General features: G+C 50.6%; 26 protein-coding genes and 1 pseudogene. 9 read left to right on the top strand and 18 right to left on the bottom strand.

Translation table 11 applies throughout. From position 1 onward, the window contains the following. Window positions 1-135 precede the first annotated feature (135 nt). Both LDN84_RS10250 and LDN84_RS10245 read left to right on the top strand, forming a co-directional pair. Window positions 136-435: a LexA family protein gene (locus LDN84_RS10250; RefSeq protein ID WP_255610519.1), complete on the top strand. Its 300-nt coding sequence runs from the start codon at window positions 136-138 to the stop codon at window positions 433-435. 6 nt (window positions 436-441) lie between these two features. Next, window positions 442-1,742 (top strand): annotated as a pseudogene (locus LDN84_RS10245) (Y-family DNA polymerase). A gap of 629 nt (window positions 1,743-2,371) precedes the next feature. Here LDN84_RS10245 and LDN84_RS10240 read toward each other — a convergent pair. Next, window positions 2,372-3,292 (bottom strand): hypothetical protein, encoded by a 921-nt coding sequence (locus LDN84_RS10240; RefSeq protein WP_223912115.1) that lies wholly within the window; start codon window positions 3,290-3,292, stop codon window positions 2,372-2,374. A 44-nt stretch (window positions 3,293-3,336) separates the two neighbouring features. Next, window positions 3,337-3,738, bottom strand: coding sequence for a hypothetical protein (locus tag LDN84_RS10235; RefSeq protein WP_223912111.1), 402 nt, complete (start codon window positions 3,736-3,738; stop codon window positions 3,337-3,339). Between the two features lie 424 nt (window positions 3,739-4,162). Between LDN84_RS10235 and LDN84_RS10230 the strand changes: the two genes are divergently transcribed. Beyond that, entirely contained in the window at window positions 4,163-4,903 is a 741-nt protein-coding gene (locus LDN84_RS10230; protein ID WP_223912108.1) for a DNA/RNA non-specific endonuclease, read from the top strand. Window position 4,904: 1 nt separating this feature from the next. On the opposite strand, the gene LDN84_RS22880 is transcribed toward LDN84_RS10230, so the two are convergent. Beyond that, on the bottom strand, window positions 4,905-5,036 hold the full coding sequence (locus LDN84_RS22880) for a hypothetical protein (RefSeq protein ID WP_255610425.1): 132 nt from the start codon (window positions 5,034-5,036) through the stop codon (window positions 4,905-4,907). Window positions 5,037-5,383: 347 nt separating this feature from the next. Here LDN84_RS22880 and LDN84_RS10225 point away from each other — a divergent pair, with 347 nt between their 5' ends. Beyond that, complete coding sequence (locus LDN84_RS10225) at window positions 5,384-5,794, top strand: hypothetical protein (RefSeq protein ID WP_223905478.1); 411 nt, start codon at window positions 5,384-5,386, stop codon at window positions 5,792-5,794. Between the two features lie 252 nt (window positions 5,795-6,046). Here the strand turns inward: LDN84_RS10225 and LDN84_RS10220 are convergent, their stop codons facing one another. Next, on the bottom strand, window positions 6,047-6,421 hold the full coding sequence (locus LDN84_RS10220; RefSeq protein ID WP_223912106.1) for a hypothetical protein: 375 nt from the start codon (window positions 6,419-6,421) through the stop codon (window positions 6,047-6,049). On the opposite strand from LDN84_RS10220, the gene LDN84_RS10215 reads away from it, so the two are divergent. Then, a complete protein-coding gene (locus tag LDN84_RS10215; protein ID WP_223905472.1) occupies window positions 6,410-6,793 on the top strand; it encodes a hypothetical protein in 384 nt (127 codons plus the stop codon). The genes LDN84_RS10220 and LDN84_RS10215 overlap by 12 nt on opposite strands. A gap of 237 nt (window positions 6,794-7,030) precedes the next feature. Here LDN84_RS10215 and LDN84_RS10210 read toward each other — a convergent pair whose 3' ends face one another. The 4 genes from LDN84_RS10210 to LDN84_RS10195 form a co-directional block, all read right to left on the bottom strand. After that, complete coding sequence (locus LDN84_RS10210) at window positions 7,031-7,384, bottom strand: hypothetical protein (RefSeq protein ID WP_223912103.1); 354 nt, start codon at window positions 7,382-7,384, stop codon at window positions 7,031-7,033. Continuing rightward, complete coding sequence (locus LDN84_RS10205; RefSeq protein WP_223912100.1) at window positions 7,381-8,139, bottom strand: nucleotidyltransferase family protein; 759 nt, start codon at window positions 8,137-8,139, stop codon at window positions 7,381-7,383. Before LDN84_RS10205 ends, LDN84_RS10210 begins: the two co-directional genes overlap by 4 nt. After that, the gene (locus LDN84_RS10200; protein ID WP_223912097.1) at window positions 8,129-8,767 is read right to left on the bottom strand and encodes a Cap15 family cyclic dinucleotide receptor domain-containing protein; all 639 of its coding nucleotides are present in this window, start codon (window positions 8,765-8,767) and stop codon (window positions 8,129-8,131) included. Before LDN84_RS10200 ends, LDN84_RS10205 begins: the two co-directional genes overlap by 11 nt. Before the next feature lie 107 nt (window positions 8,768-8,874). After that, on the bottom strand, window positions 8,875-9,201 hold the full coding sequence (locus tag LDN84_RS10195; RefSeq protein ID WP_223912094.1) for a hypothetical protein: 327 nt from the start codon (window positions 9,199-9,201) through the stop codon (window positions 8,875-8,877). Between the two features lie 299 nt (window positions 9,202-9,500). Here LDN84_RS10195 and LDN84_RS23230 point away from each other — a divergent pair, with 299 nt between their 5' ends. Genes LDN84_RS23230 through LDN84_RS23225 form a run of 3 tightly spaced genes read left to right on the top strand, consistent with a single transcriptional unit; the run spans window position 9,501 to window position 10,340 of the window. Next, a complete protein-coding gene (locus tag LDN84_RS23230; protein ID WP_494338048.1) occupies window positions 9,501-9,725 on the top strand; it encodes a BrxR family helix-turn-helix transcriptional regulator in 225 nt (74 codons plus the stop codon). Between the two features lie 53 nt (window positions 9,726-9,778). Next, entirely contained in the window at window positions 9,779-10,075 is a 297-nt protein-coding gene (locus LDN84_RS23120) for a WYL domain-containing protein (RefSeq protein ID WP_223912091.1), read from the top strand. Further along, window positions 10,026-10,340, top strand: a complete 315-nt coding sequence (locus tag LDN84_RS23225) for a BrxR family transcriptional regulator (RefSeq protein ID WP_494338047.1) — start codon at window positions 10,026-10,028, stop codon at window positions 10,338-10,340. The genes LDN84_RS23120 and LDN84_RS23225 overlap by 50 nt, the downstream gene beginning before the upstream one ends. A gap of 84 nt (window positions 10,341-10,424) precedes the next feature. Here the strand turns inward: LDN84_RS23225 and LDN84_RS10185 are convergent, their stop codons facing one another. The 4 genes from LDN84_RS10185 to LDN84_RS10170 all read right to left on the bottom strand — a co-directional run bounded on the left by LDN84_RS10185 (window position 10,425) and on the right by LDN84_RS10170 (window position 13,833). Beyond that, a complete protein-coding gene (locus tag LDN84_RS10185) occupies window positions 10,425-10,817 on the bottom strand; it encodes a hypothetical protein (protein ID WP_223912086.1) in 393 nt (130 codons plus the stop codon). A 979-nt stretch (window positions 10,818-11,796) separates the two neighbouring features. Then, complete coding sequence (locus LDN84_RS10180) at window positions 11,797-12,009, bottom strand: hypothetical protein (protein ID WP_223905461.1); 213 nt, start codon at window positions 12,007-12,009, stop codon at window positions 11,797-11,799. A gap of 27 nt (window positions 12,010-12,036) precedes the next feature. Further along, entirely contained in the window at window positions 12,037-12,732 is a 696-nt protein-coding gene (locus LDN84_RS10175) for a hypothetical protein (protein WP_223912082.1), read from the bottom strand. A gap of 558 nt (window positions 12,733-13,290) precedes the next feature. Further along, complete coding sequence (locus LDN84_RS10170; protein ID WP_223912078.1) at window positions 13,291-13,833, bottom strand: hypothetical protein; 543 nt, start codon at window positions 13,831-13,833, stop codon at window positions 13,291-13,293. Between the two features lie 42 nt (window positions 13,834-13,875). Between LDN84_RS10170 and LDN84_RS23115 the strand changes: the two genes are divergently transcribed. Next, window positions 13,876-14,052, top strand: a complete 177-nt coding sequence (locus LDN84_RS23115) for a sugar transferase (protein ID WP_223912073.1) — start codon at window positions 13,876-13,878, stop codon at window positions 14,050-14,052. A gap of 27 nt (window positions 14,053-14,079) precedes the next feature. On the opposite strand, the gene LDN84_RS10160 is transcribed toward LDN84_RS23115, so the two are convergent. From LDN84_RS10160 to LDN84_RS10135, 6 genes are all read right to left on the bottom strand, one after another. Then, window positions 14,080-15,543 (bottom strand): mannose-1-phosphate guanylyltransferase/mannose-6-phosphate isomerase, encoded by a 1,464-nt coding sequence (locus LDN84_RS10160; RefSeq protein ID WP_223912069.1) that lies wholly within the window; start codon window positions 15,541-15,543, stop codon window positions 14,080-14,082. 78 nt (window positions 15,544-15,621) lie between these two features. Then, window positions 15,622-16,728, bottom strand: coding sequence for a nucleotidyltransferase family protein (locus LDN84_RS10155; protein ID WP_435405933.1), 1,107 nt, complete (start codon window positions 16,726-16,728; stop codon window positions 15,622-15,624). A 51-nt stretch (window positions 16,729-16,779) separates the two neighbouring features. Continuing rightward, a complete protein-coding gene (gene galE, locus LDN84_RS10150; RefSeq protein WP_223912066.1) occupies window positions 16,780-17,799 on the bottom strand; it encodes a UDP-glucose 4-epimerase GalE in 1,020 nt (339 codons plus the stop codon). Window positions 17,800-17,886: 87 nt separating this feature from the next. Further along, on the bottom strand, window positions 17,887-19,776 hold the full coding sequence (locus LDN84_RS10145) for a polysaccharide biosynthesis protein (protein ID WP_223912064.1): 1,890 nt from the start codon (window positions 19,774-19,776) through the stop codon (window positions 17,887-17,889). Beyond that, window positions 19,776-23,168: a YjbH domain-containing protein gene (locus LDN84_RS10140; RefSeq protein ID WP_223912061.1), complete on the bottom strand. Its 3,393-nt coding sequence runs from the start codon at window positions 23,166-23,168 to the stop codon at window positions 19,776-19,778. Before LDN84_RS10140 ends, LDN84_RS10145 begins: the two co-directional genes overlap by 1 nt. 167 nt (window positions 23,169-23,335) lie before the next feature. After that, the gene (locus LDN84_RS10135) at window positions 23,336-24,025 is read right to left on the bottom strand and encodes a YjbF family lipoprotein (RefSeq protein ID WP_223912058.1); all 690 of its coding nucleotides are present in this window, start codon (window positions 24,023-24,025) and stop codon (window positions 23,336-23,338) included. Window positions 24,026-24,120 lie beyond the last annotated feature (95 nt).

Below are 24,120 nucleotides of genomic sequence, written 5' to 3'. Positions count from 1 at the left end.
AGTACATTGATTGCCGACATTCCAGTACCCGTATCAGTGCTCCCCTATTAGCGTTGTTGATCAGTAACCGGGTGTGTGCGGGTTTTCCGTCTCCCGCTGAAGACCTGGGGGGCGCAACGGATCGACCTGACTCAGATGCTGATTGTTCATGCGCAGGCCACCTATTTTTTGCGCGCCAGAGGCACGTCCATGGAGGGTGTGGGCATCTTCGACAACGATATCCTGGTGGTCGACAAGGCCATAAAGCCCCGCCACAACCATATTGTCGTGGCGGTGGTGGATGGTGACTTCACAGCCAAATGCCTGTACCAGAGAGCGGGTCGAATCAAGCTCAGGGCGGCCAACCCAACTTTCGCAGACATTGTTCCCAAGGAAGGTCAAACCCTTGAAGTCTGGGGCGTGGTCACCAGCAGTATCAAACAGTTCAAGGTTTGAGTGATCATGTATGCACTGGTGGATGGCAACAACTTTTATGTGAGCTGTGAGCGGGTGTTTCGTCCCAGTCTTAATGGCCTGCCTGTGTGCGTACTTAGCAATAACGATGGTTGTGCCATCTCCCGCAGCAATGAAGCCAAGGCCCTGGGAATTACCATGGGAGCTCCTTGGTTCAAGATCAAACACCTAGCAGAAACAGACGGCCTGGTAGCGCTGTCTGCCAACTTTGCCCTCTACGGTGATCTGAGCGACCGCATGATGAGTCTGGCCGCCGGTCTTGGGCCACATCAGGAAATCTACTCCATTGATGAAAGCTTCATTGACCTGAGCGATGTTGCGGGAAATCTCACCGAGCGCAGCCACAAAATCCGCAGCCGCATCCTTCAATGGGTCGGTATACCCTGTGGGATCGGAATCGGCTCTACCAAAACACTGGCAAAGCTGGCCAACCATGTTGCCAAGTCTGCCGAACGCAAGCCCGGCAGTTACCCAGAACAGTTGGCACAGGTCTGTAATCTGGCGGTGCTGACTCCGAGTGAACTGGATGCGGTGTTTGCTGCCACGCCGGTCAATGAAGTGTGGGGTATTGGTCGGCAAATATCCAAGCAGCTCATAGACGGTGGTGTGAAAACGGTGTTGGACTTGGTGCGTCTTGATCCGGCCATGGTCAAGCGCCGCTGGTCGGTGGTGCTGGAGCGTACCGTGCGGGAGTTGCAGGGCATCAACTGCGTGGAGTTGGAACACTCCCCCCCCAACCGAAACAGGAAATCGCCTGTACCCGTTCTTTTGGTCACCCAGTTACGGAGTTGGCCGATCTGAGTGAAGCGGTGACCGAGTTTGCCAGTCGTGCTGCTCAGAAGCTGCGCAAACAAAGCAGTCTGGCCGGTCAGGTGCTGTGTTTTATCCGCACCAGCCCCTTTCGCCGGGAAGAACAGTACAGCCGGTCAGTGACCATACCCCTGCGACGACCAAGTGCGGACACGGCGATCATTGTGGAGGCAGCCTTGACAGGGTTGGCTGCAATTTACCGGCGTGGGTTCAAGTTGGCCAAGGCCGGTGTGATGTTGCTTGATCTCCAACCTGACACGGTGCAACAGCAGGAATTGGCGCTGGAGGATGATGGTTCGCATGACCGTAGCCGTTTAATGAGCACCCTGGACGACCTCAACCAACGCTACGGAAGAGGAACGATTCTGTTGGCCAGTGCGGGTTTAGCCGGTGATCGGCGTGCATGGAGCATGAAACAGGAACGGCGTACCCCTGGCTACACCACATGTCTGGACGATTTGGCAGTCGCTCATGCATGAATCGCCATGGATGACGTTCTAACTTTCATGAATCCAGGCCGATGCCCCGGATGATGAAAGAAACTTGAGAGTGGAGGTGCCGAGGTAGATGCCGAGAAAATTCTTTTGGGGCTGCCACCCCGATATCTAACTTGGCGCGCCTTCACCGACTCGTACCCCGAATTGACTCCATCGGTTGCCCGATGAGATATCACGTTAAACAGGGCTGCTGAGCGTGAGCTCAGACAAGCAATTTCGGTGGGGCACCCCAGCACCTCCAGTTCTTGAGGTACAGCAGACTGACCATGAGGCGAATGGGCAGTTTGGGGCGACCGGCGTTAGAGCGCCCAGCTGCGACAACAACTTCGCTTGTGCCGAACATGTCTTCAGATTTGAGGATTTGACCGCTGCGATTCTCCCTCTCAAATTTTGCCGCTATGGCGGTTTTAATTTGGCTGCCAAGGCAGCCGGGTGGATAACACCGCCAGCGGGTCACTCAAGTTGATCATGGCATCAATTCGGCTACGGAAAAAAGTCAACGGACTGCATGTCAAATCTCTCAGAAATTATCTCCACTATTAACGTTTCTTGAGGGATTTGGCGGACATTTTCGCTAATTTATTCAACGTTTACAACGGGTTACGCGTATTTCAGGCCCGACCACTTACACTCAGGAAGTGTCGAACTTGTGGGGCCTGGAGCGCAACGCTGTGATGAGTCTGGCTCTGGGTGAGTGGGTAAATGCCGTGCTGATCACCGGAGCCACCGGAGCCACCGGCGCTGGCGTGCGCTATCCTAAATACCCACAGAGACGTACCAGCCCCCCGCGTCAGCAGGCGCTTGTCATTACTGCTGAAGTTGATCTGCAACACCTGTTGCACATTATCGAGGAACAGGTCGATGTTTCTCTCGACCAGGGCCAGGTCGTTTCGGTTGGCAGCGTCCTCACTGATCTGTAAAAGCGCTTTCACCCCACTGGAAAGCAAAGATCGCTGCTCGGCGGTGAAACTTCTGCCGCTTACATTGGCGAAGCTATCGATCAGGTCTTGTATCCTTTGCTCCTGATTTCCAGATACATTGCTCAGCAGTGATCCAGATACCTTGCTCAGCAGCGATGTGTATGCGACACCTGTGCTTGCCAAAGCGGTCAACATATCATCACTCACGTTGCCCGAGGTGGGCGTGAATGCCGTGGTGATCGGGTTAGTGACGCTGAGCGAGGTTAGTGCGGGTAGGGCGGTACTCAAGTAGCCGAGAGCCGTGTTCACTTGCGTTTGGGTGATATCGATGAGTTGTGCGTTTCCGTCACCAGTGAGGGTGATGGCTGATCCTAGCGCTGCAGCGGTATACCCTGGAGGTGGATTGCTGCTAGTTATAACGGCATTGATAGTCGTGCTGTTGGTTAATGTGAATGTCAGAGTGGCAAATGGAGTATTGTTAAGATACTCATTAACTGAAAGAATATTCCCACTTACTGTACCACTATACGTAATTCCTGCAGTTGGGTTATTACCGATGATAGCAATAGAGCTTCCCGTCTGATTAATATAAAAAAACAAGAGGACTTCCATTGTAATTACCTGTCCATCTTCCTGTGAATGGTGTGCTGTCCAACCTAGTGAACCATGTGCTGGGGGGTTGCCGAACCTGTCAGATTAGCAACCAGCAGATCAGTGAGAGGAGTAATGTTCACAGTGCCTACTGTGGTAGCAATGGATTGGTAAGGCGTGGTGTTGGCGGCACCGTTAATAGTGCCACCAGCTACCTGTACCGCACAGGGTAGGGCTTGACCGTAGAGGGTGACTGAATAAAAGCCATTGCTGTCCGTTGTGGTGGGTGTAAGCTCACTACCTGATACGCAAATAACGCTGATGTTCCCACCAACAATTGGCGTACCGACTGCTGCAACACCGCTCAGGGTACCAGTTGTCGAAGCGCTACTTCCACCGCCACACGCGGTCAGTAATATTGAAATCAGGAGCAGCGCAGTAATCTTTAATTGTGCAGTTAAACGCATTTAATTTTTTTTCACCCGATCTTTATATTAAGGCTACGAATTTAGCTTCGACGAGTAACATGAAGTTGATACGTCATATCTTAACTTCTGGAGTGGGAAAACTGGATGCATCGGCATCGGCTTTCTTTTTGGCTTTCGAGAAATCCCCCAATAGGCTGTAATGCATTGATACGAAGCGGAAGCGGAATTATTACTGAGATCCTGACCTCATAAGTTCGTCCATTACTCCCACGTCGTGCCACAAAAGGAGTGCAAGCGCGCTAAAGGGGCAGGTATTAATAACGATTGAGCCAACCATTTAGCGTGGCAGCCACAACTGCACACGCAACACTTTCAGACATTCAACGTTCAGAGCCACGAATGGACTTCCCAATTCGGTGGTGCTCAATGAACAGCCCTTTACCTTTTTCCAGCAAGTCTACGCATGCATCATTTTTACCGTCCAGCCATTGCTGCACTCCTTTTTACATCGGCCACAGTCAGCCATGCTGCCGAGAATTTTTCAGCGTGTTTGCAGTTTTTCGCACATGCAAAGCCACCATCGCTTACACAGCATCCCACAGATCGGGCCTTGTGTTACGACGCTTTTGCAGTGCTGCACTCCGGGGAAAGCAAAACCCCGGTGTTCGTAGCCGAAAAGTTGAACCGTTCCTCCGTCATGGACGCGCATGAAAAACGCACGAACCGTTTCTTTGCCGATGCACGACTGCGTGCGGCGGAAAGAGCGGAATTGGACGATTACAAGGACAGTGGGTTTGATCGTGGTCACATGGCACCAGCGGGCGATATGCCTACTGCGCAGGCCATGGCACAGAGCTTTTCTCTGGCCAATATGGTGCCTCAAGCCCCCGAACATAACCGAGGCGTTTGGGCAAAGTCGGTCGAGGCGGCTACCCGCAAATATGCGGCACGGGCTAGTGGTGACATTTATGTCATCACTGGGCCGGTGTTTGTGCCCAATATTGCAAAGAGTCCCAGCATTGGGTCAGGGGTGCATGTGCCGACCTATCTTTTCAAGCTGGTATACGACCAGGACAAGAACAGGGCATGGGCCTATTGGCAGCAGAATGACGATTCAACCCGTGGGTCAAAGCCCATCAGCTATGGAGAATTGGTCAAGCGAACCGGGATTGAATTCTTGCCGGGGGTGCAGCCTAGGGGGTGACTTAATCGTCCGCAATCAGATCGTCAATGCTGGCAATGCGCTTGTTGCTTGCTGCAATGAAAGCCATCGCGCCGTCAATTGCAGAGTCCGCTCGATCTGCTGCACCTTTGGCTGCATCTGCAAGTGTGCCCAATTCTTGATCCAGCCTCGTTAGTGGCAGCCGACATTGGAGCGAGATAGATAATTTGAGGAACAATTTTCACCGGCCCATCACCAGTCGAAGCCACCAGCGAAATGACCGCCTGGTAGGTTCCTATCGGTGGCACTCCACCAAGAGTTTTCCGCATCGCTCTCGGAAAGAGCAGTCGGCCCACACTGGATACGTTAGCCGTCCTAAAACGCCATCTGACCTTGACCTCAGCCCGCCGAATCGTTAACGTTATGAGGAATCGTTACCAACAAAATACATGCTGAACCTGGCTTTCGCACATGGCAGCATCACAGACAATATGATTGCGATTGCCTTCAAATCCTATCTCAATGCAAGCTCAGCTTTACCCCGGAACAGCTACCTCTGACAGTAGCTCACCTCGGAAGACTTTCAAACCCACTTGGCGCGTCGTCCTTGGCCGTGCAGCCTGGTCTAGGTACACCTATGAGCGCCCCGAAGGCGGTGATCTCAAGCTACTGGGAAGCGTGAGCAAGGGGCTGCAGGTTGGTGCCCTGGCCATGACTGATGCAGGTGAGTACGTGCAAGTGGTTGGTGACCACCTGACACCGCTCAAGACCAAAGACATCGCCAAGGCGGTGGCCAATGCGCCCAAGGAGTTCAGCCCGAGGTTTTCGAGAGGGGATTCACGAGAGTCGCTTTGGAAGGAGACCCGAAAAGATACGCCGCCACCGGTGGTCATCGTGAAGAAGCGGCGGTTGGTGCCTGTTCCGGCTAGCTAGGAATGGTCGTATAACCATTGCCGCATCTAGCAATGGGTAGGTCAAAACCTTCATTGATAAATTTCTGAGATGCCCATCAAACAATCTGCTGTGTGTCTACTCTGTCACTGTTTGTAAGGGTGTGTATCACGCGTCAACGCAAGCATTCACACGCCGTTGTAGGTACAAGCTGGAACGAAATTCTGGCTCGCTTATGACAGTTGGAGCAAATGCAACTGTCGCTTTATGAGTGAGTTTTAACCATGTCAATTATCAAAAAATCTGATCGCTACTGCTTTGTTTACCAGCGTTGCTGCTGTCTCGTTTGCCCAGGCTCCTGCAGCCCCCCAAAGATGCAGTTCCGACCACCCCTGCTGCTATGAACGCACCAGCGGTCAAAGTGACCACCAAGCATACGGTTAAGAAAGTAGAAGAACCCAAGGCAAAAGATGCTGCGGCAGTCACACCGACAGACGCGGCTTCAAAACCAGCACACACGGCAAAGAAGGTGCATAAGGCCGCTTCCACGAAGAAAGCAGACAAGGCAGCACCTGCTGCTTCTGACACCAAATAAACAATTGGAGTTATGACTATGGAGGGGCCGGTATTTACCGGCCCCTCCATTTTGCTCAAAAGTTGAAACAGCAAGCACGTCGTCAGATTAACGCAAGCACAGAGTTGCATGCTGCACTGCAACATAATCAAATCATTGATACCCAGCTAAGGCTTGAAGACTTGCTCGCAGATATGCACTTTGCACGCAAACACGACCAGCTTGGGCGACTGGCCTTGCTGGCTTATTGCGAGGTCAAAGGATGGGCTCGCTGGGCGGGTAAATTAGATGTGGCTGACACGGCGTTGCGAATGTTCTCTGAGAACCCGTGCCTCATCAAGGAGGAATTTCTTACCAACATTGACAAGCTGGTTGCGTTATTGGAGTTGTACGAACACGAGTACCAGCGAACCAATGCGTGCTATGCCATGAAGGCATCGACTATGCGCCCAATAGTACGAACTTAAGCCTCACCTCTTGTACGCCATGCTCGGATGTGACTTGACATGCCGATTGGGTCTTGGTGATTTCCGACCTGGTCTACGTTGATGACCTGCTAGACAGCATGTTGGCTTGGCATCAAGCCACCTAAGGGTTTATGCCAGGGTAAATTTGTTCTCTCGACACCTCTAGGGGGGAAACAGATCATTAGTTTCACTTTTCAAAAAAAAGTCCAAAAAATTTAATGACGTGAAGCATGCGGGCTAAATCAAGAACTCGCTTTCAACCTTGGCGCGCCACGCAGGAAAGCTGGTCGGGATATCGGGCTGCAATTCCTGCGCTATCAGCAACACCAGCGTGTTCAACTCATCCGCCATTTGCGAGACCGCAGTGACATCAGCCGCGGACTGCACGATCTTCCTACTTCCGTCTACAGTGTCCAGTCCTCTCAAACGATTTTCGTCATGCGCAAGTGTGTAAAACCAGTTTTGCAACGAGGCGACGATCTTGCCCTCGCAGTATGACAAGTGCACTAGGTCGGAATCTTGCATGGCATAGACCAGAGACATGATGTTGAAGCTGGACAGTGCAATCGAAGTATCGGAATCCTCTTTCATGTTTTTTTAGCAAGCGAATGGCCTTTTTTGCAACCGCCGCCAGTACGCACCTCCTTCGCATTGATCAAGGCTCGCACTTTAAAGGGGTAGTTCGTGATAAGTTCATTCGCCTTTTTGTCGTAGATTTGAACACCTCTGTCATCGTCATTGTTCGTTCTTTGATGGGTCGCCGTCTTGTACAAAACAGATGGAACAACATCAATCTCACGGAGAAGAGAGCCCTCCGACACCGTGATGCACTTTGCCCCAGAATCGTCAACCTTCGCGGCAGGAAATGCAGATCGAATCACCGAGCAGCACTCGGAACGCAGGGAGGTTATTTCAGAAGCAGCATTGCTCGTGCTGATGGTGTAGTTGGGGGCGGAAACCCCAGAGCTATCAAAGACGAAGAATCTCCACGGCCATACGAGCATATCGACATCGCTCACGCGCCTCAAATGCACGTTCAATGGCAGCGATCCTTGGAGTTCGACTGTCACCGTCTTTCCGAGTCTCAGAAGTCCTGAATCAATTTGCTTCGCAACTCTTTCGGCCTCGCGATAGCTGATGGCTGTGTATTGCGCTTCAACTTCCTGCATGGACACCAAGGCGTACTGAAAATTCTTGGATCTCGTCTTATTCCGATAGCCTTCGGTCACGAAATCCCGGAAAGCACTATCCTCAGCGAACGAAGCACTTTTACTAAGACTCGCAACAGCGGTGTTGTTGCGCCGGGCGTTAACGCGGCCGATGCGGTTTGAGTAGTCAGTCGCCACGTGTTTTCCTTGTAAGTTTCATGCGGCCACCTGTATAGCGACCTCCACCGTTGAAGTAGGTTGCATCAGCGGAAGACCCATCAGCAGCGATGTGCCATTCGGCATAGCCGTGGTGAGCCTTCAGTTCGGGTTCACCAGGACGCGGTTCGTTGCGGTAGCTGTACATCAGGATATAGCCGACATCTTCTTCCACCACGATAGACGCGGCAACACTCCGAGAACGCGAATGTTCCGTTTGGGAGTAAATCCTGATCTTTTCCCAGCCTTGCGAAATCGTGACTTCCGCAGTCCAGTTGTACTTTATTGCTCCGGTATCGGGATCAATAGTTTCACCGACACAGTCCCATTTACCACGCAAGTCAGGAATAGCCAGAATGCGATGAACCAACCAGGTTCGCCAGGCCCACTTATCAAAAGCCAAGTGACCCAAGGTGTAGAAAATTGCAGCTGTTAGTGGCAATTTCCAATATGCGCGGGCATCTAGAAATCCCCAACTTTCTGCATAAGTTATCCCGGTGGCGATTCCAACAGCCAAACCTGAACTGGCCAGTCCTGCCGCGATGCCGAGGAATCGTCCGACCGTCGCGCGGCTATGGCCGATTACCGCATATTCATGATTTGAAGCCAAAGTTGTTCCCGTTTTGTTAATTTACCAGCCCTGGGCAATATGCAAACACACTGAACCACCAATGACCTTGCCTGTAACAAACACAATGCATGCACGTGTATTTGGACTCATGACTTGATCCCTTCAAAGATACTTATTGAACTTTTTTGGCGACCAACTGTGCGTAAACGCCACAACAAAAAAGCACGAGCAGCATAAAAAAATGCAGATGGTGATTCAGGTATGCACCAAGTGGGAAGCCCCGGATACAAACTGGCAAGTGTCATATCACCTCCATCGATCTTGGCTTTACTGCGAATAATGTCTGCTGCGACGATCCCAATTCGCAAATACAGACCAATCACGATGAGCCCTGTACTTACACCACTCAATAGTGCGCCGCACATTCGCAGTCTGCTTGGCGGATTAATCAGAAATAAAAAAAATGCTTTCAACCATACCAAGATCCTTTGTTGTCATGTGCCGCAGTCACAGCATGGTTGCTCTGATTGGCCGTTGCTCATGACATTGATTCCTATAAAAGCTGGTGACATGCAAGTGAACTTGCATTCACCCGAAGACAAGGGCAACGACCCGCAACCAACAAGATTCATTTGTTGATCCGTAATGTAACTGAAAATCGGCTTATTGCAATACTATTTATGACCATGTTGTTTTTTTATCACGTTATACATTTTCGCATGACAAGTACAATAAAAAGCTTTAAAAGGATCAAGCATGAACAAACAAGTGCATGACATTCAGGATGAACGCTTGTTTTACCTGGAGTTTTTTGGCACTGTTTACAGGCCAAGTAAGTCGTAAAGACCTTGTCGTCAGGTTCGGCATCAGTGAACCGGCTGCAACAAAAGACCTTTCGCGCTATGCAGAGCTTTCTCCCAACACATTACGTTATGACCTAAAGCGTAAGTGCTATGTGCTGTCAGATTTTTTCGCACCATTTCAGCCACGACATTGAACAAGCTCTACACGCACTTGCGGGCGCACGGGCTATTGCTTTAGATTCAGAGCATGGGAAAAAAGCTTCCCAGCTGGATCAACTGTGACATCAAACGAGCGCTCTCTTTGCCACTTGTCGCAACGATTACTAGATGTATTCACCGCAAGCGGACAATGTCTGCAATGTACTGGTCCCACACAAGCGGAAATAAGGAGCGTCAGCTCTCGCCTTTGGCTTTGGTAAATGATGGATTACGCTGGCATGTACGCTGCTTTGATCATTTGGACGACAAAATCAAAGACTTCAACCTGACACGTTTTGAGTCGGCAACTGAGGGGTCTGCGTCAACAAAAAAGTTTGAAGGATGACGCGGAATGGAACACACTAGTTCAAATAAAACTTGTGCCACACCCAAAATCCGAATTCCCGAAAACTACTGCGTTCGACTACGAAATGCAAAACGGAGTCAAACTGGTTGAACTCAAAGCATGCTTGGTCGGCTACTTTCTTAGACATTGGCACGTTGATTTCACCGACAAGGCCACTGAAAACCCGAAAGCACACCAACTCTTTCTTGCAAACAAGAGTGAGTTGATTGAACGCGGTGTGGACAAATGGTCATTGGCAAACTAGCAACAGAATTTGTTGAAGCTTGAAACATTCCTAGTTTCACAAGTCACCTCGGCAATCATGCCGGGACGAATCCAGAATGCATTCCTAAGACAGAATCTTGATAGGAGAAACAACCAGATTTGGGTTGATTCGAAGTTGAACCTTTTGAGCCAAGTTCTGTACACGCTTGAACACAATTTCTCGCACCTTCCGCTTACTGTCAGGTACAGGTTCGACGCTAGTTGCCGCCATTAAAAAGTCTTCAACAAATGCAAATGATCTTGCAACAACGAGTTGGCGACTTAGCAATTTATTCTGCGTCTGGCACGACAATATCAATTTTGATATTTCGAGTGGCATTAGGTCAGCGCCTGCGGCCCATTTCCTTATACGAGCCTGCGTGATCGGGGCTGCATCATTTAGCGGCAAGTGATTTGCTAACTCGTAGTAATCCTTGCTGCCAAACCCCTTCATCACTTCGCACAGCCAATTCGCCATAGGATGTCTGGTTCGGGAAACCATTGAACCTATTTCCAAATCAAATGTCCGAATTTCATTAGATCGGAACAACAATACATGCCCGAGAAATCCCCCCAACGACGGCTTGTAGCAGTCGCTCCGCAAACATGTATTCCGGTCGATTCCAACGTATGGTTTGAACTTGCCACCATGGGTCTTCATCGGATAGTAGATTTGCTCCGCAATGGGGACAATTCACCCTGTGTGACATAAGTGATCTAAATATGAGAAATGGCAAGCCTTCAACAATCCTGAACGCCCGCAGTGCCTCGGGGTACAACTCTTTGTTATTCCCAACACCGGCAAGTGATCTCAAGAACTCTCCTGGGAGCCCCAGTTTTTTTTGATAAATCCTGGATCGTCCGAAGTCTTGTTACAGAATTGCCCAGCAGCAAGTTCTCCAAGTTTTTGAATTCTTCCCCGGCCATTGCACGAAAAAAAGGCTCGGTGCGATCTGTAGGGTGTCAATAAGCGAAACAAAAAAGTCTGTACTTGGATTAGCCGCGACGTTAGGCGTTAGCCCGAGTGCATCTTTGAAAAGAGCCATTTCACGGAGAAGCGTGACCGGCCAGAAGTCTGGCGCGAGCCTTTCAGAAACGGTCTTGCCATTTACTGCCAGCGCATCAAAAAAAGGTCGTCATGACCGAATTTTCCATTTCACGGAACTTTGAGATTGCCAAGTTCGAAAAAAATGCTGCTTGTGGAGAAAAGTTCTTCACGCCGAGATACATATCTCGTTGATTACCAAATTAATGGAGAGCAACATGAACCGTTCAGTGCTGAAGTCTAATATTCTTTCTAACAACCCAAATTGGCCGAGTCGAGTTCCAAATGTACCGTCGGGCGGGGGGGGGGCGTGGAAATAATCCGCCACGTAGCCGCTAGAAAGGGATCTGACCCCCCACAAAAACTGTGGGGGCCATTCAGCCGGATTTGGCTCCAAAACCACGGAAAAATTTCACCACAACGCTGAATCACACCTCAAATCTAATTGCCGATGCGCCCGTTGTTGTTGAAATCTGAACGCAACTGCGCCACAAAATACAAACCCCAAAGACAGAAGCATCAGTTCTATTTTGTCAAAGTTTGAGGCAAATAATTCCAGGGAATCCAGCAGTAAACCACCAATCGTAATTACTGAAATAGCCCGTTTTCGCTTGCGGGAATTCATTGCGCAAATCTCCAAAATGGGCTGCCTTTAATCAAGGCGTATCCCCATTTTCCCAAGCGCGTTAACAGCCGCAGCCTGGCAAGATATTTCATCGCTACCCGATGACTTATGGCTAAACGTGAGCGCCTTACCCGAAATTTCCCCTGTGATATTCCGAATGACCCCTCGAACCGCTCTAATTTCAGACAGCAACGTGACCAAGACTTTTTCAAGTGTCGGCTCTTCGTCCAAAATAAAGGCTAACCCTTTGAATGCCTCTTCTGACTCTTTTGTCACTCCAACATCGTCTTGCTTTTGACGGGTGCGTCGTTGAATTTCAACGATAAAAACAGTTTTGAACCCAACTCTCAATCTCGCAACAAAGACGCCACGGGGCACTTTCCTGTCAACGTCAAGGTACAGCCAGTGACGTGTTTTGGTATCAACTGTCTCGTCATCATCCTTATATGGAGTCAATGCAATAAGTTCTGGTTCCAGGTCTTTACAAAACCCTGACTCAAAAGTAAACCACTCAACAGACTGAATCTTCGTTGGATATTGCTGCTTTAAGTACAACATCGCATTCCACATGTCCCTCAACATGCCATGGGACTCCATCACCTGCTTTGCATGAATTAAGGCTTGTCCAACACCTTTTCCACGGCCATAGGGATCGCCTCCAGAAACAACCGATGGCGGTGTGACACTACTTCCACCTCTCTGTCCCGCGCCACTTTTTTGCACGATCTCGCCTGACATCTATCACAACCCGCCGCTTGCCAACCACTTCAAATTCGGTGTCCAAAATTTCCGTGGAGCCACTACCAAAATCTGGCTCTTCACCCCCCTGTCAGGTCAACAATGAATGGTGTTTTTTTTAAATCTGCGAACATGACCGCCTGCCTGGACATCACCACCCGAACCGTCAATGTCAAAGCCATCAAATTTCTGCAATTCTTCTCTGTCACGTTCGATTGCTTTTCCCTCTGGGTCACTGCATCCAACGATTTGCAATGCGAGAAATGAACCATCATTAAGCTGAATCCCCCCTAACTTTGAGTGTTGCTTTACCCTGATGCCAGGGTTGTATTTCTAGGAAGACATTAGGCGCATACCTTGCATCGTGACTTGACTCGATTTGGCTATAAATTCTTCGTAAGACTCGCTCGGTGTACGGTTCGTACTTTGCATGCGCCAAAAGAAGCACGTCATCCAGAACCAACCTTTTTTCTCAACTTGACCTTCCACTTGTTCACTTCCTCAAGCTCGCCTAGTTCCGCATAAAGTTTGCTTAAATGCGACTCATTTGATCCATACCAGGGATAAGTTGTTAGTACACGCTTGATCTCTGCTGATCGCCCGTAACAGCGATAGAAAAAATTCAAGACACGGAACTACAAGCCTGCGGCCACCTTTTAAGGTGAACTCAAGAAATTGGTTTTTGTCTAGCTGGTAGTCTAGGGGGTAGCTTTTCCAGTCATACGGTGGGTTTTCTTTTTTGCTAAAAGATGTAAATCTCCAACCATCTTCTGAAAAATTAACTTCAAAGTTAGCTTCTTTGAAAACTGCTTGAGAGCGACAAAAACCATCTTTCCAAACACCGCCAATGCGAAGTTGACCTAATGCTGTGATCGGGGCATCTTTGTACACAATGTAATCAGACAGTTCACTAGATGAAACCTCCCGGAAAGCAACCCTGACATTCGGCTGCGAGTGGGCTCTGTTATTTTTGGTGATGTGCGTGTGAAGCCAAACCATTAATGTTCTTGAATCATTCTCAAAGACATTTTTAAGACTGACTTGCTTGGTTGCGCGAGCTAATTCGAAGTTAAAAGGTAATCGCATCTCAAACTCCAAAATAAGAAGGGACATCCGTGCAATGCAGGGATGTCCCAATCTTCTGGGATTTTTGAGCTATTTTGTCGCAATTATTCCGAAAACGTCGCAACGATTTCGAAAAGTCACAACGATATTTATTACCTTGAGCACTGGTCCGTCTGGATGGATCTGAAAATCATTTTTCTGACCCCAGTGGCCTTGATTCAAAACAAAAATGTGTTTTGAATCAAGGCAGATATAAAGTTTCAGGCCTCAGCGCCCATACACATCCTCAAAGCGCACGATGTCATCCTCCCCCAGGTAAGAGCCGGACTGCACCTCGATCATTTCAAGGGCTACCCGCCCAGGGTTTTCCAGCCGATGGGTGGTTCCCAAGGGAATAAAGGTGGACTGGTTCTCCGACAGCAAAAAGCTCTTGTCGCCGCAGGTCACCCGAGCCGTACCACTCACCACAATCCAGTGCTCAGCCCGGTGGTGGTGCATTTGTAAGGACAGCGTGCCACCCGGTTTGACCACAATGCGCTTGACCTGAAAGCGCTCACCCGCATCCACCCCGTCATACCAGCCCCAGGGCCGGAACACCTTGCGGTGAATACTCCCCTCAGAGCGGCCTTGCGCCTTGAGGGTGTCCACAATCTTTTTCACATCCTGGGTCTTGTCCTTGTGCGACACCAAAATCGCATCGGCAGTTTCCACCACCACCAGATCACTCACCCCCACGCAGGCAATCAGGCGCCCTTCGGACAATACCAGGGTGTTTTCACAGTCCTGCAGCAGCACATCACCCTGCGACACGTTGCCACGTTCATCCTTGGGCAACACTTGCCACAAGGCATCCCAGGCCCCCACGTCAGACCAGCCAGCACTCAAGGGCAGTACCACACCTGGTGGCAAGGTGATGGTGTCTTGGCCTGAACCACTGGCAAGTCGCTCCATCACCGCGTAGTCAATCGAGTCGCTGGGACATTGGGTGAAGGTGGTCTTGTCTACCCGCACAAACTCTCCATCGGTTTGGCCTTGTTCCCAGGCGGCCTGGCAGGTGGCCAGAATGTCGGCACGGCAGATGCCCATGGCAGACAACCAGACCGAGGCACGCATCATGAACAGGCCACTGTTCCAGGAGTAGCTGCCCTCGGCCAGGTAAATTTGCGCGGTCGCCAGGTTGGGTTTTTCCACAAAGCGGGCAATCAGACGGGCGGTGTCGGCCTCGCCATAGGGTGCACCCGCCTGGATGTAGCCGTAGCCGGTTTCTGGCGCATCCGGTGTGATGCCAAAAGTAACCACGGCCCCTTGGTCGGCCAGCACAGCACCTGCACTGACGACTTTTTGGAAGGCGGCCACATCGGTAATCACATGATCTGCTGGCATCACCAGCAGCACCGGGTCAGATCCGTTTTTGATAGCTGACAGTGCAGCCAGTGTCAGCGCTGGAGCCGTATTTCTGCCACATGGCTCCAACACCACGGTGCCACTCAGGTGCAGCAGGCGCAGTTGTTCGGCAATCACAAAGCGGTATTCTTCGTTACACACCACCATGGGGTGGGCCAGTTCCACACCTTGCAGGCCTTGGACGCGGCGCACGGTGGCTTGCAAGAGGGTGTCGTCCCCCACCAGGCTGAGCAATTGTTTGGGGTATTTTTCGCGGGACAGGGGCCACAGGCGGGTGCCTGAGCCACCGGACAAGATGACGGGTTGAAGAAGGATGGGACTGGTCATGGTCATCAAAGATCAAAATTTAAAACTGGCGGTTGCTTACGCTTGGCATTTGTAACGGATCAGGCTCAGGCGGCTTGTTCAGGCGCGGGCATCACCCCAACGTAATTGGGCAGTTTCGTCCCCACGGTAAAGGGTTTCACCGGTACGGTCAACGCAGTAGTCGGGCGAGACGATCATGTCGGTGAAGCGCATGTCTGCCGCAATGCGGGTGTATTCGAACAGGATGCTGCGCACCACCCGTGCACCGGTGCGGATGTGGCTGCCGTGACCTATCCAGCAGGGGCCAATGATGCTGGCTCCGGGCTCAATACGCACGCTTGAACCGATGTACACCGGGCCTTCAATGCTGACGTGGTCCCAGGCGATGTTGGTGTTCAGGCCGACCCAGATGCCGGGTTTGACTTCGCGCCCAGGCATGTTCATTTGCGCCACTTCACCGCGTATCACTCGTTGTAGTACCGACCAGTAGTCGCTCACCCGGCCGATGTCGATCCAGTTGAAGAAGCGTTTCTGGGCATAGAACGGTAGTTTTTGTTCTACCAGTTGGGGAAAGAGTTGTGCGCCGATGTCGTAGATCGTATTGGGGGGGGGGATCAGATCCAGGGCGGCGGGCTCAAAAATGTAGATGCCGGTGCTGGCCAAGGTGGATTTGGCCTCGGAGGGTTGGGGTTTTTCCTGGAAGGACTGGATTTGGCCGTTTTCATTGGCCACCACAATGCCGTAGTTGGATACTTCGTTCAAGGGTACGTCCAGCGTGACGACGCTGGCCAGGGCTCCGTCGATTTTGTGTTCATGCAGGGCCGCACCAATGTCCAGGTCAATGATGGCATCACCGCAGAGAACCAGGGTGGTTTGGTCAAAGAATCCGCTGAAGTCCTGGATGCGGCGCATTCCACCGGCTGATCCAAAGGGTTTGGGTACCACTTCTCCTTGTTCGCGTATGCCTTCGTAGGCGTAGCCAAGTTCTACGCCCCAGCGGTGGCCATCCCCAAAGTATTGCTCGATTTTGTGGTGGTTGTGGGCCACGTTCACCATGATTTCGGTGATGCCGTAGCGGGCAAGATGCTCAATCAGGTATTCCATCACCGGTTTGCCCATGATGGGGATCATCGGTTTGGGTAAGTATTTGGTCAGGGGCCGTACCCGTGTGCCTTGCCCGGCGGCCAGAATCATGCCTTTAGCCATGGCTTGTTTCCCTTGTCGTCATTGTTTTTACTCCCGAATGCAGTGTTTGGATCAAACGCTACTGTAACCCAGCGGGTTTTGGCTTTGCCAGCGCCACGTGTCCTGGCACATGGTTGCCAGATCACGTTTAGCTTGCCAGTTCAGCAGTTCTGCGGCCAGTTTCGGGTCGGCAAAGTAGCTTGCAATATCACCGGCACGTCTGGGGCTGAACTGGAAGGGAATTGGCTTGCTGCAGGCTTGCTCAAAAGCACGCACCATATCAAGCACACTGTAGCCGATACCTGTGCCTAGATTAGCAGTCAAACATTGGGCTTGCGTTTGTAACCGATTAAGTGCCGCCAAGTGGCCCAAGGCAAGATCGACCACGTGAATGTAGTCGCGCACGCCAGTACCATCGGGAGTGTCATAGTCGTTGCCCCAAACATTTAAAAACTCACGTCGACCAACGGCAACCTGAGCCACAAAAGGCATCAGATTGTTGGGCGTACCTTGCGGGTCTTCGCCAATCAAACCACTGGCATGTGCACCAACCGGGTTGAAGTAGCGTAGGATGCCAATGTGCCAAGCGGTGTCACTGCGATAGAGGTCATGTAGCATGTGCTCAACAGTCAGCTTGGTTTGCCCGTAAGTGTTGGTCGCTGCCAAAGGATGGGCTTCGGTGTAGGGCAAAAACTTGGGAATACCATACACCGTTGCTGATGAGCTAAAAACAATGGTTTTGATGCCACAGGACATCATGGCTTGTAGCAGCGTGAGCGTGCCTTTCACATTATTTTCATAGTACTGCAAGGGGTGCTCTTCCGAATCACCTACGGCTTTGAGACCCGCAAAATGGATCACTGCATGTGCCCCGCTGATTTGCAATGCATGTTTCATTTCGGCCAGGTTGCAAATATCGCCCTTGATCACATGGAGTTGTTTGCACGTAATGCGCTCAACCCGGCGCAGTGCTTCCGGCTGACTGTTACAGAAGTTATCAAAAACGGTGACATCATGCCCAGCGTTGAGCAATTCAACGCAAGTGTGAGAACCAATATAGCCAGCCCCACCGGTTACAAAAATCATAGGCATACATTTGGGTTAGGTTGTTGATGCAGAGCGCAAGCAAATACAAACGGCGTTTTAGCTACTCATCAATATCGGAAACAGGAAACTTACTTAAACCGGTTGCTCATGAAAACCCTGCACACACACATGTAATACAGCTCGAATACCCACATCATCTTCAGCCTCTGCAGCCAGCATCAGCTTCTTTAGTTCTTCTTGCAAATTTTCCCACGGCATGAATGTCTCATGGGCTTTCATAATACGCGGATGGACTGTTGGCATAGGGTTATCACCAATCAGTAGCTCTTCATATAGCTTTTCGCCTGGACGCAGGCCAATACAGTTGATTTCTATATCACCGTCAGGTTGTTGTGCATCACGTACTTGCAAGCCTGAAAGCTCTACCAGTCTATAGGCCAAGTCCAGTATCTTGACAGGGTTGCCCATTTCCAAAACAAACACCTCACCACCTTGAGCCATGACAGCAGCCTGCAAAACAAGTTGCACAGCTTCTGGAATACTCATGAAGTAACGAGTCACCTCAGGATGTGTTACTGTTAGCGGGCCACCTTTGGCCAGCTGTTCACGGAATAGAGGTATCACACTGCCACTGGAACCAAGTACATTTCCAAAACGCACCATGCTGAAGCAGGTCCCGCTATTTTCCGGTTGACTGGCAAGCGCTTGTAGAACCAACTCTGCCATACGTTTGCTGGCTCCCATCAGATTAGTGGGACGCACAGCTTTATCGGTTGACACAAGCACAAAACGCTTGACACCTGCAGCGATGGCCGACTGAGCCATCTGCAGTGTGCCCCACACATTGTTGATAATGCCTTGTGATGGATTACATTCGACCATAGGCACGTGCTTATAAGCCGCAGCGTGATAGACAATGTGCGGTCGATAGGTGGCGTAAACCCAGTCCAGTCGTCTGCGATCAACCACTGAGGCCAATAGCGGCACCAACTCTACCTGCACAGCGCTGTCATGACACCAAGCCTGTAGTTCGCGATGAAGGTTATAGAGTGCAAATTCGCTGTGCTCCAATAACAGGAGCTGCCGGGGCTGCTGCTTCAATATTTGCCGGCACAATTCACTGCCTATGCTGCCGCCCGCCCCTGTAACCATTACGGTTTTGCTCTCAATACAATTAGCCAGCAAATCTGTCTGCAACTTGACGGCTTCTCGCCCCAACAGATCATCCAAATCCAGTTCATGCAAATCCTGCACCGTCACACGACCACTGGCTAGATCAGACAAAGCTGGCAGCGTGCGGGTGTGCACATGCAGCGCCCGTAAGGTATGGATGATTTGATTGCGCCGGTCTCGCCCAGCATTAGGGATAGCCAGCAATACGTCCGTAATGCCATATTTATGAATGACTTCTGCCAGTTTAGTCGGAGAAAAAACAGGCAAACCATTGATCGTTTGACCAATTTTTCCGGGGTCTTCGTCAACAAAACCATACGGCCTAAGCCTCCCCGCAATACCCAGGGAAGATGCCGTTTGCACCCCCACAGTACCCGCGCCATATATCAATATGCGCTCTTGATCAAAACCTCTGCCAAATCCGACACCAGCCAGCCAAAACCGGGCCACAGCCCGACTAATACCTACCAGCAGTAAAAACAAGATAGGCTGTAAGACTCCCAAAGTGAGTGGAAAAACAGGCCACAACACCCACTGCAAAAATACCAGATGGATGACGGCATAAAGACCCACGGCCAAGCCTGTAGTGACCAAAGCATCCAGCCCTGTATAGCGGAATATGGCACGGTACAAACCCAGCCGTATAAAGATGGGAATGGCAAAAGCTGGCCCCGACAAGTAAATCAACCACTGCACACCCTGCGGCCAGTGAAACGATTCTTCACGGAGTGAATAGGCTGCCCAAGTGGCAAATAAAGCCAACAAAATATCCACCGCCATGACCAAGGCCCGTTTAGCGGAGCGAGACAGTCCTAACAAACGTTGATTAACAGCACTATCAGCTTTCATTATTTGAAAGACCAATCAGCCTTGATTGAGTTTGGCGTGACGGAAAACTTCACATCCTTAGGTGACTTGGATTGGTTACCAACCAATGTACCAATTGCATAGCCCATCAGACCAGAAGCCACCGTGTCTGACAACCAATGCTCACGGCTCTGAATTCGACCAAAAGCACTGAGCGCGGCTGCACCATAAAGCCAAGGCATATTTTGCTGCTGAGCAAAAGGTGTAGCCACAGCAAACGCCAGCGCAACGTGGTTCGACGGGAACCCGGATTGAAAGGCTGATGAATTAAAACCATCAAAATTGGTAGACCCCATACCCTCATAAGGACGACTGCGGCCAACCGCAAAACGGGTCAGCGTGGCCGCACCAATGGTATACAGGCCAGCTTTAAGGGATGTTTCGGCAGTACTGGCCATGCCCTCACCCGCAATACCGGTGTAGAGAAAACCTGCACCCAGTGCCATAGCCAAGGGTAAATTGTTGCCCAAACTGCCCACTCGATTCCAGCTATTGGTCTGGTGGTTTTGGGCCCAATTGTCAACTTTTTTGTCTAACAAACTGGAAGCCAGCACCGCACCACCGGCCCACAGCCATGTGGAGGCAGGAATATCTGCAACTTGCTGACCCAATGAGGTACCACTGCGACCCACACGCTGAAACAGATTAGGCGCAGGCTCTGTCAGGATGTAATTGGTGTCTTCGGCGGCTTCGTAACCAGCAGGCTTGCTTTCTCGCCATTTGAAAGCACGTGGATCACGCGTTTTGGTTAAGTCAAACAGTGTGAATGCACGGCTAAGACGTGCGCCTCCATCACGGGTTAGTGGATTCCAGACAATGTTGGCGGTACCAGGCGACGATTTGGGCAACATGGCATCAAAAGGAATGTTGAGGTAGATACCTTTGTCAAAACTGCCTTCACCAAACTGCTCAGCCGACACATTTGTTTTGGTAGCCCAAGCACCAACTGCAACGCCATTTTGAAAAACACGCTTGACATCTAATGTTGCCCCAATGTCGCCAGCCAGATAACGGCCCGCACTGAGTTTGACCTGGAGATCATTCCAACCGGTGTCCCAATACAAAGTAGCATGCCCGGTGCCAATGGTATAGGTTCTGAACGCCAGGTTTTGAGCGAAATCACGTTGCCGCACATAATTGACATCAACCCCAAAAGCTGTGCGCCCCTGCCATGGACGGTACAACCACTCTGCCCCTACGCCTCCATACATTGACTCCAACAGACCACCATAAGCGCTCAGGTATTGGCTATTACCAATGTCCCGGACATGCGTGAGTTGCATCAATGGCAGGGTAAACCGTGAAGTAGTGGTGTAGCGACGTGCATCTGTGCGCACACGAGGCATGTTGCTTGGACCGTCGTATACAAAATTGCCATAGTTGTCGATCAGACGCGCATTTGCCGTTGCGCTGAGCCAAGTGCGGTCGTTAAAGCGCTTTTCCAGATTGGCTTGCACACCTGCCTGGTACAACAAGAAATTGTTAGGCCCCCCTAAAATTTGGTTGTAACTCGGATCAAGGCTATAAGAAAAGCCAGTGGAGCCCGAAAACCATGACCTAGAACCTGTCGGCTGGCGATTTAGATCCGACTGACCAGAAGAATACAAGGGCAAAACTTGTTGCTCGGGTAAACGCACAGCAGGAGCTTCTGCAAGGGTACGCTTACGTACCCACTCCGCCCGGTCAACCTCCACCTCAGTTAACGGCAAACCACGTTCTTGCAACTGAATGGCAAACCGATGAATAGCAAAAGGCATATCCCGGTTAAGGACAGCCACGGTACGATCCAACTTCTCTTGCAAATACAGTGAACCATCGGACTCTATCAATAACCTGGAAACTCCCGCTTCTTCAACAATGGATCGAACATTCCAACCAGTGTAGATATTGATGTTTTCAGCCGTTTTACCAAGTCCTGCCGGGGGTTGCACGTTCTGGATACTGCTGGTGATTGGTGGCAGAGCCCGATCAAGAATCTTCGGCGAATAGATTTGATCCAGTGCGCCATGCACGGTCAAGCCGAACATCCAACTGTTGCCACGCTCCAACGCAAAACTCAGGTCAACATTGGGAGAGTAGGTATAAACCGCTCCAAAGTTGAATGAACTTTTAACGATTTGATTATTGCCTTGTGGTTCCTTTTGATAAGCATTGCCATCCAATTCAAACTTCAACGTCCAGGGACTTTCCGGTTTTTGCCACTGCACACCGCCAAACAAAGCGGTAGAGCCATGAAAAAGCGAAGACGCATTGAGATTACCAGCAGCAGCTACCGCACTGGTAGGCAATGCCCGGTCATTAAAACCAGAACCCAAAATAGACAGTGGGTTTTTAAGATTACCACGCGTACCCAAATACCCCCAGCCCAAGCCCAAGCTGGCATCCCAATTACCCCAACGCTTGCTGGCAACCAAATACTCACCGGAAAAAAGACCGGTACCACCAATGTCACGCATACCTAAAGCAATTTGCGGCAAGACATGTGTTTCTTCCAGCAGCCGCAATTTGATGTCAATGGATTTATCTTTGTAGGTTTGATCTCCAGCAATAACCGGGCCATACAAACGATTCGATACATCGGTATATCGAAAACCAGCCTCAAGCCAATCTAATGGCTGAAACATAACCGTTCCGCGGGTATAAGGTGCCACGCGGCTGAGCTGGAAACGCACTGCCCCATTTTTTTCCATCCGGGCCGTTGGTGTCTGAATAAGGCCAATTTCGCCCCAATCACTGGCCTTTAGCTGAGTCGACTTTGGTGTTTCTGATTGCAGTGCTACAAAAGCATCTGGATCATATTTGGCCCACACCGGATTAGCAGGAGCAGGTGATTGGGTGGCAAAAAACCGAATCAAATTGTCTGACACACTCTCAGGAATGGCCACTGTACGGCTCGGAGCCCAAATCCAGGCACCTGGCGCTGGAGAAACTTGATCCTCCTGGTTCCAGAGTGCAATACCTGCACGGCTGGTTCTGCCATCCGGTTGGGCCAACCATGCAGTATCAATGCCTTGTACGGTATCTCCAGACAGGCAGGCATGAAGGTAATCCTTGATCAAAGCTCCTGAGCGGAACCTAGCCAAACAAGGTTGCCCACTTTCAGTCACCACAACCACATCAGTTGGGCGTGGATACAAAACGACCTGATGCCCCTCCTGAAGCACCGGATTGTTTGCCTTACCATTTTCCAGCCAGCGTGGGTCTGTGGTTGAAAGATTAACCCGGCCAGTAAGAGGCAAGCTACCCAGCCATGTTAGTAGGTTTTGCTTTTGTACAACAGGAAGATTGTCTGGTGACAAGGCGCGCACGCTGTCCAACACCGAGTTGCGCAAACGCTCTTGCGCCGGAATTTGAGACAACACGCGCCAATGCAAGGCTGTGGTGTCAGCATTAGGCCCTACGTTTCTAATCAACCAATCTCCCAGACGCTCGCCAGATTTGACGGGGGCATTCTGGACTTGCGCCATTGCGCTGGCAGGTGAAATTGCACAGCAAGCCAAACACAACACACTGGCGTAAGCCACTTGGGTACGCTGAAATTTCACGGATGGATTTCCTTCAAGGGCCAGCGTTGCAAGCTGAAACATAAATCTGGGGTGATGCACTGCTCGGAGTATTCAACTGTTTCAACGCCATTTTGACTTGAAACGGCAAACCAGGCAGCAGGCAATTTGGAGAATTGACCATCAGATGACTGCTCTACGTACCAGCGGTAAGTTTTGGCCACAGACAGTGGCAAAGTGCTGGAAATAGAGTGTGGCGGTAAGCCTTGCCATTCACTGACAACAAGCCTATCAGAAACGCCGTATTTGTAGCCAGGGGACTCATCACGGGTACGCGTCCACTGCACATCAGTGCTAATACCTGACCATTTAAAAGGTGCTTTGGAGATGTCAACTTGCTGCCAATTGCTGGTCAAACCGGCCGTACCAACAATGCGGCCATTTTGAATTTTCAGAACTTCGCCAGCAGCTGAATACCAAACTTCAACTGGGCCTTGTAAATGATGATCTTCATAACCCAATACCAAAATGGTGGGTTGCCCACCCTTTAGATGAACCCGCAGGTAATAGTCTGAAGCAACCAAAGGCAGATTTTGGGTATAGTCTTCCGTTTTTCCAGTGGAATTGGCATATACAGCACTAGTCACATCTCTCAAAACAGAATCACCAGCGCAAGCTCCGAGCACTACCGGGATACAACAGATTAATACCAAATCGCGTAGATTCATGTAGCCCCAGTGATTGAGTAGAAACAAATTTAGGCAAAAAAATAAGCGCAATCATGCGCTTATTTTTACGAATAGGCAGGTTGTAGCCGTCAGAC

It is taken from the genome of Rhodoferax lithotrophicus (assembly GCF_019973615.1).
GTDB lineage: Bacteria > Pseudomonadota > Gammaproteobacteria > Burkholderiales > Burkholderiaceae_C > Rhodoferax > Rhodoferax lithotrophicus.
Note: the sequence above shows the minus strand (reverse complement) of the source record. Positions and strands in the feature narration are given on the sequence as shown.

What these genes read in the sequence shown, in the direction of transcription:
- LDN84_RS10250 (WP_255610519.1), top strand. Translation starts at nt 136, where the DNA reads ATGCTGATTGTTCATGCGCAGGCCACCTATTTTTTGCGCGCCAGAGGC.
- LDN84_RS10240 (WP_223912115.1), bottom strand. Translation starts at nt 3,292, where the DNA reads ATGGAAGTCCTCTTGTTTTTTTATATTAATCAGACGGGAAGCTCTATT.
- LDN84_RS10235 (WP_223912111.1), bottom strand. Translation starts at nt 3,738, where the DNA reads ATGCGTTTAACTGCACAATTAAAGATTACTGCGCTGCTCCTGATTTCA.
- LDN84_RS10230 (WP_223912108.1), top strand. Translation starts at nt 4,163, where the DNA reads ATGCATCATTTTTACCGTCCAGCCATTGCTGCACTCCTTTTTACATCG.
- LDN84_RS10225 (WP_223905478.1), top strand. Translation starts at nt 5,384, where the DNA reads ATGCAAGCTCAGCTTTACCCCGGAACAGCTACCTCTGACAGTAGCTCA.
- LDN84_RS10210 (WP_223912103.1), bottom strand. Translation starts at nt 7,384, where the DNA reads ATGAAAGAGGATTCCGATACTTCGATTGCACTGTCCAGCTTCAACATC.
- LDN84_RS23230 (WP_494338048.1), top strand. Translation starts at nt 9,501, where the DNA reads ATGACATTCAGGATGAACGCTTGTTTTACCTGGAGTTTTTTGGCACTG.
- LDN84_RS23120 (WP_223912091.1), top strand. Translation starts at nt 9,779, where the DNA reads ATGGGAAAAAAGCTTCCCAGCTGGATCAACTGTGACATCAAACGAGCG.
- LDN84_RS10185 (WP_223912086.1), bottom strand. Translation starts at nt 10,817, where the DNA reads ATGGCGAATTGGCTGTGCGAAGTGATGAAGGGGTTTGGCAGCAAGGAT.
- LDN84_RS10180 (WP_223905461.1), bottom strand. Translation starts at nt 12,009, where the DNA reads ATGAATTCCCGCAAGCGAAAACGGGCTATTTCAGTAATTACGATTGGT.
- LDN84_RS10170 (WP_223912078.1), bottom strand. Translation starts at nt 13,833, where the DNA reads ATGCGATTACCTTTTAACTTCGAATTAGCTCGCGCAACCAAGCAAGTC.
- LDN84_RS23115 (WP_223912073.1), top strand. Translation starts at nt 13,876, where the DNA reads ATGTCCCAATCTTCTGGGATTTTTGAGCTATTTTGTCGCAATTATTCC.
- LDN84_RS10160 (WP_223912069.1), bottom strand. Translation starts at nt 15,543, where the DNA reads ATGACCAGTCCCATCCTTCTTCAACCCGTCATCTTGTCCGGTGGCTCA.
- LDN84_RS10155 (WP_435405933.1), bottom strand. Translation starts at nt 16,728, where the DNA reads ATGGCTAAAGGCATGATTCTGGCCGCCGGGCAAGGCACACGGGTACGG.
- galE (WP_223912066.1), bottom strand. Translation starts at nt 17,799, where the DNA reads ATGCCTATGATTTTTGTAACCGGTGGGGCTGGCTATATTGGTTCTCAC.
- LDN84_RS10145 (WP_223912064.1), bottom strand. Translation starts at nt 19,776, where the DNA reads ATGAAAGCTGATAGTGCTGTTAATCAACGTTTGTTAGGACTGTCTCGC.
- LDN84_RS10135 (WP_223912058.1), bottom strand. Translation starts at nt 24,025, where the DNA reads ATGAATCTACGCGATTTGGTATTAATCTGTTGTATCCCGGTAGTGCTC.